We start from the raw sequence: 13,872 nt of genomic DNA, 5'->3' as shown, positions 1-13,872 counted from the left end.
CGCTGGACGTAGTAGCGCACCGTGCGGGGAGAGACGCCCGCCTCGGCGGCCAGCTCGGCCAGCTTCCACTCGGTCTGTCTCTTCGTCGTGCTCACGAACCAGACAATAAGACTCGACAGTTTAACTGTCAAGACGACAGTTGGCGAATTTCACCACTGGCGGGATGGCTTGCGGTGTCGAGGGAGGTGGGAGAGAAGAGGCCATGGACACAAGCGTGGGTGGGCTCGACCTCTCCTCCCTCCGGCTCATCGGGGCGGCGGTGACGCCAGCGGTGATGGTGTCCGGGTGCGGCATCCTGGCGACGGGGTTGGACAACCAGGTGGCGCGGATGACCACGCGTGTCCGGGACATGGTGCGTGAGTGGCGCACGCTGCCGGAGGGACACGCTCGACGGGCGTTGCTGCGGGAGGAGATCGTCATCCTCGACCGGCGGCATGCGCTCTTGGCGAAGGCGCTGATGCTGGACTACGCGGCGCTGCTGTCCTTCATGGTGACGTCGCTGCTGTACCTGGTGCAGCGGCGCTTCGGAGTGCCGGAGGTGGCGCCGGTGGTGGCCTTCTCGCTGGGGGTGGTGCTGCTCGGAGGCATCGCCGTCTACGCGCTGGCCTCGCTGCGGCTCAGCCGGCGGGCCATCCGGCTGGAGATAAAGGAGCTGTTCGAAGAGCCGCCTTAGGTCATTTCCCCACGCCCAGGATGCGCAGCAGCTCCAGGGGGATGGGGATGATGGTCTGGTTGCCGCCGCCGGTGATCTCCACGAGCGTCTGCAGGTAGCGGAGCTGGAGGCTGGCCGGGTTGCGGCTGAGCACGTCCGCGGCCTGGGAGAGCTTCTCGGCGGCCTGGTGCTCGCCCTCGGCGGAGATGACCTTGGCCCGGCGCTCGCGCTCGGCCTCGGCCTGGCGGGCGATGGCGCGCTGCATCTCCACGGGCAAGTCGATGTGCTTCACCTCCACGTTGGAGACCTTGATGCCCCACGGATCCGTGTGGCCATCGAGCACCTGCTGGATATCCCGATTGACGCGGTCGCGCTGGGAGAGCAGCTCATCCAGCTCCACCTGGCCGAGGATGGCGCGCAGCGTGGTCTGCGCCAGCTGGCTGGTGGCGTAGAGGAAGTCCTCGACCTGGAGCACAGCCTTGTCGGCGTGGATGACGCGGAAGTAGACGACGGCGTTCACCTTCACGCTGACGTTGTCCTTGGTGATGACGTCCTGAGGAGGCACGTCCTTCGCCACGGTCCGCAGGTCGATGATGACCATGCGCTCGACGAAGGGGATGAGCCACCGGAAGCCCGCGCGCTTGAGCCCGACATAGCGGCCGAGCCGGAAGACGACGCCGTTCTCGTACTCGGCGACGATGCGGACGCCGGAGATGAAGAGAAAGAAGAGGATGGCCAGGGGGATCGCCACGCTCAGGAGATTGCTCATGTCTTCACCTCGTCGACGTATAGGGTGAGCCCCTCCACGCGGCGCACCACCACTGGAGCGCCGCGGGGGATGGGAGAGGCGGAGACGGCCCGCCAGTGCTCTCCATGGACGAACACCTCGCCGCCCTCGGAGGAGACCGGGCTCAGCGCGGAGCCCTGCTCACCGGGCAGCCCCGCGTCTCCGGCGAGCTGAGGCAGGCGGCGGGTCTGGGCGCTGCGGAAGGCGAGGAAGACGGCGAAGCCACCCACCACCAGGGCCGTGGGGAGCACGATCGGCAGTGGCACGAACACTCGCGCGGACGGATCGACGAACCAGTCCGGATCGAAGCGATCTACGAGCAGCACGCCCCCCAGGACGAGCAGCAGCGCCCCGCAGGCCCCGAGCAGGCCGCTGGTGACGAAGAGCTCCGCGATGAGCAGCCCGATGCCCACGAAGAGCAGGACGACAGCACCGGTGCGCACGGGCAGAGCGGAGGAGGCCAGCAGCGCGAGCACGAGGGCCACGAGCCCGACAAGGCCCGGGGCGAAGACGCCTGGGTGTGTCAGCTCCACCACGAGCCCGATCGCGGCCACCATGAAGAGCAGGTAGACGAGGGCGGGCTGGGCGAGCCCGTGCAGCAGGCGCTGGGAGAGACTCGGCGAGAGCTCCACCACCTGGGCCTCGCGCGTGGTGAGCTGCTTCGGTCCATCCGCCGTCTCGACGGGCCGGCCGTCCGCCCAGGCGAGGAATGCCTCCTCCGAGGCAGCCACCTGCTCCACGACATGCAGCTCCTGGGCGCGGTCGGCGGGGACACTGATGCTCTCTCTCACGGCGGTGGCGGCCCACTCGGCGTTGCGGCCTCGCTGGCGAGCGATGCTCTCGGCGAAGGCGGCGGTGTCGTTCTCCACCTTGCGGGCCATCTCCTTGCCCCCGGCCTGCTCGGGATCCTGTCCGGAGAGGCCGACGACAGGGTGTGCCGCGCCGATGTTCGTGCCCGGTGCCATGGCGGCCAGGTGCGAGGCGAGGGTGATGAAGACGCCCGCGCTTCCAGCCCGCGCGCCCGAGGGCCCCACCCAGACCAGCACCGGCACGCGCGAGGCGAGGAAGGCGCGGACCACGGCGCGGGTGGACTCCAGGGAGCCGCCGGGCGTGTCCAACCGGACGAGCAACGCGGCGTGGCCCGCCTCCTCGGCTCGCTGGACGCACTCGATCAGGTAGGCACTGGAGCCGGCATCCACCATGCCCTCGAGCGTGCAGCGGGAGACCACGGGCCTGCCCGGCGGAGCCGCGGCAAGGACGCTGCCCCCGAGGCACAGCGCCACCAGCAGAAGCGCGAGCGGCCTTCCCCAGGGCCTGGGAGTCCTTCGGAGGAAGGAGGACAGGAGGTTCATGGGGAGGGGCTCGGCTGCGGGGAGAGCGCCAGCCCGCGGGGCGCGAGGGGCTTCTCATGAGTCAGGGAGTCCAGCAGCTTCAGGTAGTCCAGCAGCAGCCGAGGCACGAGGAAGTGGCGGCGCACGTGCTCGCGGCCCTGCTGGCCCAGGCAGTGCGCCTCCTGGGGGTGCCGCAGCAGGCGGAGCACAGCCTCCGCGCACTCCTCGATGCTGTCCACGAGGATCCCCCCCGTGCCCTCGGGCATCTGCAGGGGGATGCCTCCGGCCCGCCCGGCGACGACGGGGGTGCCCTTCCACAGTGCCTCCGAGACGACGAGGCCGAAGCCTTCGCGGATGGACTTCTGGATGACGACGTTGGAGAGCGACTGGAAGGCGTTGACCTCGATGTTTCCCACGCCCACCAGGTTGGTGAAGACGTGGATGAGGTTGTCTCCGGTGGTGGCATCGCGGATCTGCCGGTAGATGTCCCAGCCCTCCGGGTCATCCATGGCGAGCGAGCCCACCATGGCGAGCTGCAGGTCGGGGATGTGGGCCCGCACGCGCCGGTAGGCGGCGATGACGCCCATCGGGTCCTTCCACGGATCAAAGCGGCTGATCTGGGTGACGAGGGGTCGGCTCAGACGTACGCCGATCCACTCGAGGACCTGGCGCGCGACATTCTCCGGGAGGGGGAGGTTCTTGGGGCTGAGCGGGTCGATTGCGGGCGAGTGGATGAAGACGTTGGAGATGGGGAAGTTCGGGGGAATGAACTCCGGGAGCGTGAAGACGGCGGCGTCGTAGGAGTAGAGGAACGGGCGCAGGAACTCCCAGGCCTCCGGGTTGGGCCGTGCGGTGTCGATGTGGCAGCGCCAGATCCACTGCGCGCCCTTGCGGCCACCGAGCATGGGCAGGGCGGCGGGCTGCGGATCATGGACGGTGATGAAGTCGTAGTCGGTGGAGAGGTGGCTGGCGTTGAGCTGCGAGTGGGCCAGGTAGGTGGCCTTCTCCGACTCGGAGAGCCCGACCGGATCGCCTTGGAGGGCATTGTGGAGGCGCTTGGTGACCTGGAAGAAGGACTGATCGCCGCGGATGATCTGCCACTCGGTGACCAGTCCCAGATCGTTGAGGAGCGGGACGCCCGAGCGGAGGAGCTCCGAGACACCCCCACCGTACGGGGTGGCATTGAGGTGGAGACAGCGGGCACCGCGCAGGCGCTTGGCCAGGTGCAGCACCTCATCGATCTGCTCATCGGGGGCAATGCCCCGGTAGGCGGAGAACGAGCGCTTTCCGAGATCGACGAGGTCCAGCATGAGGCCCCTCCGGGAAGCAGGCCTGTGGAAGTTGGACATGGTGGCAGGGGGCTTCAGCCTGGCAGGTGGGCAAGCCAGGAGCGCGAGCCGAAGGGCGGGGGCATGTCGGGACGGGTGCCCATCCGATGCAGAACGAATGCTCACGCGGCGCATTGCCTTGCAGGGAGGCGCTCCCTAGGGTGCCCGGAATCTCACGGGAGAACCTATGCGCCGCGCCGTGCTCATCGCCGCCACTCTGGCCACCATCGCCTTTGCCTGCCGGACGACCCAGCCGCCGGGGACGGAGAACCAGGTCCCCATCGACGCGGTGGGGCCGGAGCCTGTCCAGACCGTGCCGGCGGAGCCACCGGGCCCTGCGGGCCCCCTCACCGCGCCGGTGGATGGCGGGACGCCGGGGTAGGAACCTCCGGCGCAGCGGCTACTGGAAGATGTCCGAGCGGGCAGCCTCGGCGATGGCGACGACGGCGGGGTGGCGCAGGCGGCGCTCGACGGTGATGGCGTAGAAGCAGTTCTCGATCTCGTCGGTGCGGCCAATCACGGAGACATCAAACTGGCGGACGACGTCGGCCTCGATGACGGAGGGCATGGCGAAGACGCCGAGCCCGCGCTGACCGAAGGCCTTGAGGAGGGCGCTGTCGTCGAAGTCGCCGGCGATGATGGGGCGCACGCCCTGGGCCGCGAGCCAGAGGTCGAGCGCGTGGCGCACGGAGCTGGCCTCGGAGGGCATGAGCATGGGAGCGCCGTCGAGGGAGCGGGGGAAGTTCTTCTTCAGGTGGGCATGGGTGGGCGCGGCGAAGAAGGACACCCCACACTTGCCGAGCAGGTGGTTGAAGGAGCGGACGCTGACGGGCTCGGAGCCTGGCGCATCGGCGAGCACGACATCCAGCTCATGGAGGGCGAGCGAGGCCAGGAGCTGGGGCAGGGGGCCTTCGCGGCAGACGATGCGCAGGGGGCCGACGTCGAGGGCAGGCTGGAGGAGGCGCTCGGCGACGACCTTGGGCACGACATCCGCGACGCCGACCTGGAGGCGGAGCTGCTGTCCTGAGGGGAGGCCGCTGACGACGTTCTTCAGCTCGTTGCCCAGCCGGAAGATCTCATCGGCGTAGCGCATGACGGTGCGGCCCACGTCGGTGAGCACGAGCTTGCGGCCCTGGCGCTCGAAGAGCTTGTGGCCGAGGGCTTCCTCGAGGAGCTTGATCTGACTGCTGATGGTGGGCTGGGCGAGGTGGAGCTCTGCGCCGGCCTTGGCAATGGTGCCGGCCCGGGCGACGGTCCAGAAGTAGAGCAGGTGGTGGTAGTTGAGCCAGCTCACGCGTACCTCGAGAGACGGGACCGGTATCGGATGCGCGGGAAGGCGAAAAGTTCCGCACTCAAAGTAACTCAGCAGGCTGGCTTCTGGGCACTCAAGGGTGGGAGGCGGCGCGGGAGCAGAGGGAGGGGGGTCTGGCGAGCATGTTCAGGAGGGGTGGGCAGGATCAGAACACGCTTGACGTAGGAGGGGACTCCCCGTAAATCGGCGCTACTTTCGTAGTGGCACCCGCCCAGGTAGCTCAGTCGGTAGAGCAGGGGACTGAAAATCCCCGTGTCGGTGGTTCGATTCCGCCCCTGGGCACATAGAACCCAAGAGATTTCAGGGCGTTGGACTTCGGTCTGACGCCCTTCTTTTTTGCCCGCAGTGCGCCGTGGGCAAAATACGGGCAACCTCCCGCACGTTCCCTCCATGAGGAGGTCGCGAGCTGATGGGCGAGTCCAAGGGCAAGAGCCAGGACTACGTGGAGACGTGGGAAGGCGGCTTCGTCCGCACGGATGTGAAGGGCCGGAAGGTCTACGTCATCCGGCGGATGATCAACGGGAAGAACTACAAGGTCAGCACCCGGGCCGGGAACGCGCGGGCCGCGATGGAGCAGCTGAAGCGGTTCGAGGCCGATCCCGAAGGGTACAACCCGGCGGGAGCTCCGCATGAAGCGCCCATCTACCTCGACGCGCCCCTGGCCGAGGAGTTCCTGGTCTGGAACCGGGACGTGAAGAAGAACTCCCGTGAGTGGCTGGAGAAGCAGCAGCGATACCTCGCGTGGTGGGCCGATCAGCTCAAGGGGCTCGATCTACGGAAGGTCAGCCTGGTGGATCACATCAAGCCCGCGCTGAAGGGCGCCGGGAACGGTCCCCACCGGATCGCGGTCCTCAAGAGCGTCTACTCCTGGCTGCGGAAGGAGAAGCACCTGCTCACCGTGAACGAGGATCCAACGTTCCAGACGCTGGTGGTGCCCCAGGCGAGGCCCGAACAGTGGAAGCGCGTAAAGGTGATTCCCCGGGAGCACTACCTCCTGGCGCGAGAGCACCTTGCTCCGCACTGGCGCGACGGGATGGACGTGCAGGCTGGGACTGGCTGGCATGTCACCGAGCTGATCCGCTTCGCCAAAGAGGGCAGCGTGGAGCCGTACCGGGGGGATGCCGAGGGAGTCTCGGGCGTGCTGGTGTGCCCTCAGACGAAGAGTGGCGAGCCGCTGCGCACAGCCGTGTCCGCCGAAGTCTTGGAGGCCGGGAAGCGGCTACTGGAGCGGGGCACCTTCGGGCGCGAGAAGTACGGCATGGCAGTTATCTCGGCCTGCAAGGCGGCGGGCATCCCGTCGTTCACCCCTGGTAGGTTCCGTCACTCCGTCGCCACCTGGGCCATCGAGAAGGGGGCCGATCCCGCCTCAGTCGCGGCCTTCCTCAACCACAAGAGCCCGAGCACCACGCGGCGCTTCTACGCGACGCATGCCGTTCCCGCGAAGATCCCCACCTTGCGGTGATGCACACGCTTACCAAGGAGAACTGAGGCATCCTCTCACTTCCAAAGACATGAAACGGACGTCCCCCCCCCAGTGAGGGGATGCCTCAACCATAAGAGGGGCAGGAGGCCAGCGATCTATGCAGAGATTTTGCGTAGCTCCCGTGTCAACAGGCTCACTGGCTCTTCGCGAGTGTGCCGTGGGGGCCGCTGCCAGGGGCTGAGGCGTCGTGTCCGCAGCCTTTCCCAGGGTGGTGCCAAGACCGCGCTTGTCGTACGAGCGGTTGCGCAGTGCTCCGGTGAACTGTGCATCCTTGCGGAGCACTGTGCACCTGTCCCCATCCCCGAGGTCCTTCTCGCCCGGCTCGAAGTTGCCGGGGCACTCGCGCTGGATCGTCTCTACGGGACTCCCGTCGCGCGTGCGTGCCAGGCACACTGCTCCTTCGGGTCCCCACGCTGCCTCGAAGGTGCCGCGGGCCGGATCCCAGTTCGACACTCTCTGCAGGGTGCGCGTCTGCACCTGCAGGTCATCATAGAAGTCGAAAACAGTGCCCAGGGAGGTGTGGCTGCGCCCATTTCCGCAGTAGTCAGCTCGCACCATGCGCGTGCAGGCCTGGTGCAATGGCTCCAGCGGCTGGCCCCCCTTCTCGGCCCACGGCTTGTAACCCCATTTGATGCACTTTGCGATGGCGCCGTTCTCGCACGCGAAAGTAAACCTCCCCTCCATGTCCTTCCGTGCGCCGCTCCCATCCCAGATGCCTCGCACCGCGAGCGCCCTTGGATGGGGCACTTGGTTCGTCGGGACGCACGGGTTCTCCCACGTCTCGCTTTTGGTGTTCCACACCTGGATCTGGTACCACTCCATCGCCGGGTCTTCAGGAGGGGATTCCACGCCGCACAGAGCCACCGCCAAGGGCTGGCCGTCGCTCGTTGTTCCCTGGAAGATGGCACCCACCAGAGTATAGGACCCAGGGGAAGGAGCTATCAGACGCCCATTCTGGAGTTGCACAGAGCCCTGGCTCACCGAGGTCAGCACATTGCGCTGCTCGACGTTCTCCGTGCCGATAAGCATCGGACCTTGTGGGTCTGCCTTGCGGCTGTGTGTTTGAACCTGGCAGGGGGGCTCTCTCCGTTCGTTCTTGGCGAGAAGGGCTTCACCCGATACCCGGGCCTTCGTTGGCGCCTTGGCCGACGCAGATGTCTGCTTCCGTTGAGGTGCGTTGGCCAGCGTGGATGCGCCGGTCAGGAGACAGGCAAGCAGGAGCAGGTGCTTCTTCATCTGGAGCCTCTCGTTCAGTCAGGTGGGTAGCTGTCAGGGCAACTCGGTCTGGAGCCGCTTTCTCGTAAGGAATCGCGCGTCTGCTCGTGATTCCCGACGGCCTGCGGTTCCACACATAAGGGGTGACAGGGAGGCAAACTATGCAGGGGTCGTTAACTCAGCCCGGCTCCATGGGCAATCACTGCCAGGCCGGAAAGGATGCACACAGGCGCAGGCCAATTCGAGGGTCTCGGAGAGTGGACGTACTGGCTTGGCGGGTAGCGATCGCCGCGCTGTTCGCGCTGTAGTACCAGGCCCCCCCTCGCAGTACGACATCGCCGAAGCCTGGGATTGTGGGTTGTGTCATTTCGTAGATGTTGCCGGCCATGTCGTGAAGGCCGAAGGGACTCATCGAGGCTGGATGGCTGCCGACCACGTCGGGGCCATAAGCCTCATTCCGGAAGCCGTAGGTCGCATCAATATTGGCATTGTCATCCCGGAACTGGCTGCCATGCGGATACTTGCGGGCGTCTGCGCCACGGGCTGCGCGGGTCCACTCCAGCTCGTTGCAGAGCCTGGCCCCCGGCAAACGCCCTGTGCGATCCAGCCAGCTGAGATAGCTTTGGATGTCCTCGGTGGAAACGCCGGCCAGGGGAAAGCCGAGCCAGTCCTGGTCGCGGCGATGGGATCGACCAAGGTAGTGCGCCAGCTCGCCACTTCGCGCCGTGACGACACCGCTCCCATTCATCAGTTGAAAGGAGAAAAGCCAAGTGCCGTCGTACTGTTGGCGCAGCGTGAGCGCGCTCTGACCGAGTTCATGAGTGGGTCGCCCGAGGATGTGCCGCTCTTTCGCATCTAGTGGAAGTGTCTGGAGGTATGCCAGCCAATCTCCCACGGTCACCTCGTACCGTCCGATGAGGTAGCCCTCTTGGAGACAGTGCCGGTAGAGCGGCGCGTTCTCCTGGGCTATCCGTAGATCTTCCGGATCTCCGCTGCCTGCGAGGAAGCAGCCGGGGGGGATGTAGATATAGCCTGGGGGCACGGCGGTGGGCACCGTGAGGCGGACCCGCTCAAGTTTCCCTCGCTCGAGCAAGACGGGAAAATAGACCGGTGAACGTCCCTCGTGCGTGATACGGAGGCGGTAAGAGCCTGGCGGGAGGGACATTCGAGCGCTAGGGGCTGGGCTGAGCAGATCCACGTAAGTGAGCGTGAACTCGCCCCCGGAATCCACGTATCGCTCGAGTTCGACCTGAGCACCTGGAGGATCGATCTCGATCTCGAGCTCGGCCTTGGCGTCCAGGCGCTTCTGCCATGTTGGATCGCCAGATGTCAGCTGCTTGAGCCGCTCCGCGAACCGGTCGCGCTCGTCCATCCGGAGGAAGTGATCGGCAAGGGCCATGCGCTCTTGGAGAAGATTGATCAAGAGGTGATGCGCGTCAGGGTCATAGGTGCGAATGGCTTCGAGGGCCTGCTCGGCCTTATCCCATGCGAGGTTGGCCTGCTTCAGCTCATCGAGCACCTGCGCCCATGCTTCCATGGCGCGCGGCCAGAACTCCTGACTGACGGGAGTTGCATCTGGGTCATGACCGTTGAAGAGCTTGAGCGCCCGCTCACGGCCTATCGAGGCGCGCTGGCTCCGTTCGGCCGCCTCGGGCAGCAGAGCCAAGGCGGTTTCCATCTGGTCGCGGACGAATCGCTGCGTGGCTCTGTACGCTTGCAGACGCGCCCCGCTGAAGGCTACCGCTGCGAGCACCAGGAGGCTGACGAGGGTGATGGCGAGCCTGCGCCTCAGGCTCTGGCGGCGTACGGCATGTTGGGAGGCGCGGAAGAAGTCCTGTTCGCGCTTCCCCAGGGTGGCGATATCGAGCGCTCGTATCTCCCCGAACTGGCGCCCACGCCAGAGGGACTCTTCGGCGTACCCCAGGCGCTCCCACTCGGCGGCCGCCACCTCCAGGCGCTGCCGGAGCGCACGCTGGCCGACGTCCTCCTCGAGACACTCACGCAACGTGCCCCAGTTCTCGATGAGCACCTCGTGCGCGATCTCGTAGCTCGTCTGCCCCTGGACTCTGAGTGCGTGCAAGAGCCGGCCTTCCACGAGCAGAGGCAGGACAGCGCGGGCCTTCTCAGAAGCAGCGGTGAGCTCCTCCTCGCTCCGCGCGATGCGGGTACCCTCCGCGGTGATAAGGCGGACGAACAGGCGGCGTGCGGCCTGCTGCCCAGTGCGATCGAGGCCTGCCAGCACACCGTCGGCATGCCGGGACAGCGCGCCTGCCACTCCGCCCATCTCGTCGAGCGTCGCCCGGGTGATGCGATTCCTGGTCCGATCACGGCGCTCCCAGAGCTCGGCCAGCGCGAACTGGAGCAGCGGCAGGCTTCCCGTGCCTCGCGCCATGAACTCGACGAGCGTGTCCTGTAACTCGGACTCGAAGAGCACGCCCTGGCTGCGCGCGGGGCTGACGATGGCCTCGCGCACACCTTCAGGCTTGAGGGGACGGAGCAGGTAGAGTGCCCGCTCGACCTTGCTGCCCAGGTGGGGAAGCCCACCGATCCGCGTGAGGAAGTCGCCGCGAACCGAGAGGAGCACGCGCACCCCTGCAGCGGGCAAGGCGAGAGCGTCGAGGCATTGGGCGAAGCTCTCCGCCTCCGCCGGATCGCTGAGCGTGACGAGTTCCTCGAGCTGATCGACGAAGAGGAGCAAACCTCGCCCCTTCTGATAGGCCTCCCGCAGCACCCGCCCGAGTTCCTCCGGTGTCTGTTTGAGCCAGGGCATGAGCTCTGACTCCGGCCGTGCGAGGATTGGCGCAAGCGCCGCGGCAAGGGCTGCGAGTGGCTGACTGCCGGGCCCGAGCGTACAAGTCGAGAAGTCACGCCACTCGTCGAGCGCGCCCTGCGCGACGCGGGGTAGGATACCCGCGCGGCACAGCGAGGACTTACCTACGCCCGAGTCACCCGCGACAATGACCATGCGCTGGCTGCGCAGGAGGGCGAGCACGTCGTTGGTCTCGGTCTCACGTCCGAAGAAGAACGTGCGGTGCTCGGCTTCGAAAGAAGCCAGTCCACGGTAGGGAGGACCGGGATCGCGGACGGGACGAACCTCCAACTCGTGTGGCTGCTTGAGATTCTCGAGTGCCTCACGGAGTTTCTTTGCCGAGGCGTAGCGCTTCTCTGGCTCGGGGTGGAGGCAGCCCGCGATGATGGCGGCGAAGGGGGGCTGTACATCCTGCATACGCGCGGGGAGCAGAGAGCTGCCATCACCTTGAGGCCGTTCCGCGAGCCCGGATTCGGGCTGCTCCTTGGATGAGTCGAGGTGATCCTGTGGAAGCTTGCCTGTGCAGAGTTCGTAGAGGACTACACCAAGGGAGTAGATGTCGCTCTGGTGTGACGCAGGCACGGTGCGGAGCTCGGGCGCCATATAGTTCGGCGTGCCCGCGGCGGAGCGCGTGCCACCTATCGCGTAGGGAACGTCCAGATCGACGAGCTCGGCTAGGCCAAAGTCGAGCAACTTCACCTGTCCATCGTTGGTGAGGAAGATGTTGGAGGGTTTGATGTCGCGGTGCAGCACCCTGTGGTGATGGACCGCCTCGAGCCCCCGGGTCAGGCCAATAGCCATGCCAAGGACCTGACGCCAGTGGAGAGGTAAGGGCACTTTGTCGAGGCTCTGGCCGGCGAGATGCTCAGAGACGATGTACGGGTGGCCCTCGAACTCGCCGACGCGGAACACGGTGACGACGTTGGGGTGCTGCGGGATGCGTGCCAGGGCGCGCGCCTCGCTGAGGAATCGCTCACGGACCCGGAGCTGAGGCTGATTTTCGGCGATGAACTTCACCGCCACCATCCGGTTCAGGGACCGGTCCCGCGCCACATAGACGACGCCCATGGCCCCAGAGCCGAGCAGCCCCTCCAGACGGAACTCATCGAACTCTTCAGGCGGTTTCCAGCTGGCCGCAGGGAGTGTGGGCGGAGCCCGAAGCCGCCCGAGGGGAGGCTGATCAGCGAGGTGCTGTTCCGGGCTGTCGTCTGGAGGCAGGCCAAACTGTGCAGCCCCTACCAGGAGTTCGTAACATTCCGAACACTCGGCGGCGTGGCGGTTGATGGCCGCCAGCTTTTCCGGTGTCAGCCGGCCGTCGAGCATCTGGGCGAGAATTTCATCGCCCAGACATTGGGAGTCCGAGAGCATGTCGTCACGCGGTATCTGCGGTCCAGGATGGGATTCTGGGAATTCTTGATTCTTCGGACAGAGACACGTTCCTTAGTTGAAGGGGCAAGGAGCGGGCGAACTATGCGGAGATGGCGCGACGTTGTGATGTAGCCCGCTGGGTAGGCAAGAAGGTACCCCATCCTGCAAGGCAGGCGCTAGACTGGGGGGATGAGGAAACTGCTCAAACTCTCCGCGATCTTTCTGGAACATGCCTCGGTACGCGTTGAGGTACCTGAGGATCCCAACGAGCTTGAGGCCTTGCTCCTTCGCGCCTATCAGGCGGGGCGTGACAGGTGGCCGAACGTGCTACTGCCCGAAGAGGAGTTCATACGTCACTGGACCCAGCGACTGCCTGCGGAGTTCGAGGGGCTCCCCCTCGCGCAGGTGATCGAGGAAACGGTTCTTCCCGACCTCTATCTGGCATGTGCCTGCCTGCGCGATGATGATGATTCTGAGGCCCTTGCGGTGTTCGAGGAGCAGTACATAGCGAGGCTACCAGCCCTGCTTGGGAAACCCAAACTGCCCGAGGATGTGCTCGATGAACTCAAGCAGACGGTCCGGATTCAAGTCCTGGTTGGCACGGGCGGCTCCAAGCCAGACCTCGACAGGTACAGGGGCCTCGGTACGCTGGAAAGTTGGATTAAAATCGTTGCGAGCCGTCAACTAGGAAAGCAGAGCACTCCAACCCGCTTCGCACACGAGGAGGATGCTCATGCGATGCTCGAAGCCTTGCCTGCGCCTGAGGATCCTTATTTTGACACTCTCAAGCGCCGCTACTTCCCCCAGCTCGTTCAGGCCTTGGGTGAGGCATTCTCCTCGCTTTCGCCGGATCAGCGGCATCTGCTTCGGCTCCACTTCCGCAGCCGGTTGTCGACAACCAAAATCGCTGCACTGCTGGGGGTCAACCAATCAACCAGTTGGCGCCAGATCGCGAAGGCCTTGGAGGCTGTCTATGCGGAGATGAAGCGCCGCCTTCAAGAGCGTTACAACTTATCGACGCACGATTTCGAGAGCCTCGTGAATGCCCTCCGTAGCCAACTCGACATGAGTATCAGCCAACTCCTGGGAAAGAATGATGCAGAGGACGATGATGGAGAAGAGAAGGAAAAGGAAAAGGAGGATAAGGAAGAGGAAGAGAAGGAGTAAAGAAGCTGCTCATTCCACTTGGAGCCTTATGCTGTCCGCGTTGTCCTAGCTCCACACGGCAGAAGCACACGGTTATGTCCCCTGTGAGGACAATGGGGATGGTTCTTGCTCATTCGGCCATCCTCGCGGATGGCGCACGCCTGAAGTCCTTCCGTCCAAAGGACGAGGAGAAGAAGGACAAGCCCCCACCGGACGATCCGGGCAACCCCACGGTTAGAGCTCCTAACAAAAGTCAGGTTTGAAGCCCCCGGAAGAGTATCAGGCAGGTCCCCAGAACGCGGAGACTGAAGTGGACATCGTCTCGGCGCTCGTCACGCACCCGCAGTCGCCGCAGCTGATTGATCCATGCGTTGGTCCGCTCCACCACCCAGCGGTGTCGGCCCAGCCGCTGCTTCGATTCGATGCCGGGTCGAGCAATCC

12 protein-coding genes and 1 tRNA gene are annotated in these 13,872 nt (G+C 65.5%); 5 read left to right on the top strand and 8 right to left on the bottom strand.

Annotated elements, in window-relative coordinates; genetic code table 11:
* Positions 1 to 95, bottom strand: a 95-nt coding sequence (locus VD972_RS14450) for a MerR family transcriptional regulator (RefSeq protein ID WP_414654062.1), incomplete at its 3' end; no start/stop codon positions are given.
* 107 nt (positions 96 to 202) lie between these two features.
* Here VD972_RS14450 and VD972_RS14445 point away from each other — a divergent pair.
* Positions 203 to 673 (top strand): DUF2721 domain-containing protein, encoded by a 471-nt coding sequence (locus VD972_RS14445; protein ID WP_324986922.1) that lies wholly within the window; start codon positions 203 to 205, stop codon positions 671 to 673.
* A gap of 1 nt (position 674) precedes the next feature.
* Here the strand turns inward: VD972_RS14445 and VD972_RS14440 are convergent, their stop codons facing one another.
* Genes VD972_RS14440 through VD972_RS14430 form a run of 3 tightly spaced genes read right to left on the bottom strand, consistent with a single transcriptional unit; the run spans position 675 to position 4,080 of the window.
* Complete coding sequence (locus VD972_RS14440; protein ID WP_324986919.1) at positions 675 to 1,421, bottom strand: slipin family protein; 747 nt, start codon at positions 1,419 to 1,421, stop codon at positions 675 to 677.
* Positions 1,418 to 2,791 (bottom strand): NfeD family protein, encoded by a 1,374-nt coding sequence (locus tag VD972_RS14435; RefSeq protein ID WP_324986916.1) that lies wholly within the window; start codon positions 2,789 to 2,791, stop codon positions 1,418 to 1,420. Before VD972_RS14435 ends, VD972_RS14440 begins: the two co-directional genes overlap by 4 nt.
* The gene (locus tag VD972_RS14430; protein ID WP_324986914.1) at positions 2,788 to 4,080 is read right to left on the bottom strand and encodes a glycosyltransferase; all 1,293 of its coding nucleotides are present in this window, start codon (positions 4,078 to 4,080) and stop codon (positions 2,788 to 2,790) included. The genes VD972_RS14435 and VD972_RS14430 overlap by 4 nt, the downstream gene beginning before the upstream one ends.
* 205 nt (positions 4,081 to 4,285) lie before the next feature.
* Here VD972_RS14430 and VD972_RS14425 point away from each other — a divergent pair, with 205 nt between their 5' ends.
* Complete coding sequence (locus VD972_RS14425; protein ID WP_324986912.1) at positions 4,286 to 4,480, top strand: hypothetical protein; 195 nt, start codon at positions 4,286 to 4,288, stop codon at positions 4,478 to 4,480.
* 18 nt (positions 4,481 to 4,498) lie between these two features.
* On the opposite strand, the gene nhaR is transcribed toward VD972_RS14425, so the two are convergent.
* Positions 4,499 to 5,392 carry a transcriptional activator NhaR gene (nhaR, locus tag VD972_RS14420; protein ID WP_324986910.1) on the bottom strand — a complete coding sequence of 298 codons (894 nt, stop codon included), beginning with the start codon at positions 5,390 to 5,392 and terminating at the stop codon, positions 4,499 to 4,501.
* Positions 5,393 to 5,619: 227 nt separating this feature from the next.
* Here nhaR and VD972_RS14415 point away from each other — a divergent pair.
* A tRNA-Phe gene (locus VD972_RS14415) sits at positions 5,620 to 5,692 on the top strand.
* Between the two features lie 127 nt (positions 5,693 to 5,819).
* Complete coding sequence (locus tag VD972_RS14410; protein WP_324986908.1) at positions 5,820 to 6,872, top strand: tyrosine-type recombinase/integrase; 1,053 nt, start codon at positions 5,820 to 5,822, stop codon at positions 6,870 to 6,872.
* A gap of 9 nt (positions 6,873 to 6,881) precedes the next feature.
* Here the strand turns inward: VD972_RS14410 and VD972_RS45490 are convergent, their stop codons facing one another.
* Positions 6,882 to 7,922: an ADYC domain-containing protein gene (locus VD972_RS45490; protein ID WP_414654061.1), complete on the bottom strand. Its 1,041-nt coding sequence runs from the start codon at positions 7,920 to 7,922 to the stop codon at positions 6,882 to 6,884.
* A 385-nt stretch (positions 7,923 to 8,307) separates the two neighbouring features.
* Positions 8,308 to 12,285: a bifunctional serine/threonine-protein kinase/formylglycine-generating enzyme family protein gene (locus VD972_RS14405; RefSeq protein ID WP_324986905.1), complete on the bottom strand. Its 3,978-nt coding sequence runs from the start codon at positions 12,283 to 12,285 to the stop codon at positions 8,308 to 8,310.
* Positions 12,286 to 12,474: 189 nt separating this feature from the next.
* On the opposite strand from VD972_RS14405, the gene VD972_RS14400 reads away from it, so the two are divergent.
* Entirely contained in the window at positions 12,475 to 13,452 is a 978-nt protein-coding gene (locus VD972_RS14400) for a sigma factor-like helix-turn-helix DNA-binding protein (protein WP_324986902.1), read from the top strand.
* Between the two features lie 232 nt (positions 13,453 to 13,684).
* On the opposite strand, the gene VD972_RS14395 is transcribed toward VD972_RS14400, so the two are convergent.
* Positions 13,685 to 13,872, bottom strand: a 188-nt coding sequence (locus VD972_RS14395) for a transposase (protein WP_324986899.1), incomplete at its 5' end; no start/stop codon positions are given.

Origin of the sequence: Hyalangium sp. (assembly GCF_035629615.1) — a bacterium.
Taxonomy (GTDB): Bacteria; Myxococcota; Myxococcia; order Myxococcales; family Myxococcaceae; genus Hyalangium.
This window is presented reverse-complemented; position numbering and strand designations above follow the sequence as displayed.

Bases quoted from the DNA above. Each gene is read 5' to 3' on its own strand.
- VD972_RS14445 (WP_324986922.1), top strand. From the start codon at position 203: ATGGACACAAGCGTGGGTGGGCTCGACCTCTCCTCCCTCCGGCTCATC.
- VD972_RS14425 (WP_324986912.1), top strand. From the start codon at position 4,286: ATGCGCCGCGCCGTGCTCATCGCCGCCACTCTGGCCACCATCGCCTTT.
- VD972_RS45490 (WP_414654061.1), bottom strand. From the start codon at position 7,922: ATGCTTATCGGCACGGAGAACGTCGAGCAGCGCAATGTGCTGACCTCG.
- VD972_RS14400 (WP_324986902.1), top strand. From the start codon at position 12,475: ATGAGGAAACTGCTCAAACTCTCCGCGATCTTTCTGGAACATGCCTCG.
- VD972_RS14435 (WP_324986916.1), bottom strand. From the start codon at position 2,791: ATGAACCTCCTGTCCTCCTTCCTCCGAAGGACTCCCAGGCCCTGGGGA.
- VD972_RS14440 (WP_324986919.1), bottom strand. From the start codon at position 1,421: ATGAGCAATCTCCTGAGCGTGGCGATCCCCCTGGCCATCCTCTTCTTT.
- VD972_RS14405 (WP_324986905.1), bottom strand. From the start codon at position 12,285: ATGCTCTCGGACTCCCAATGTCTGGGCGATGAAATTCTCGCCCAGATG.
- VD972_RS14410 (WP_324986908.1), top strand. From the start codon at position 5,820: ATGGGCGAGTCCAAGGGCAAGAGCCAGGACTACGTGGAGACGTGGGAA.
- VD972_RS14430 (WP_324986914.1), bottom strand. From the start codon at position 4,080: ATGCTGGACCTCGTCGATCTCGGAAAGCGCTCGTTCTCCGCCTACCGG.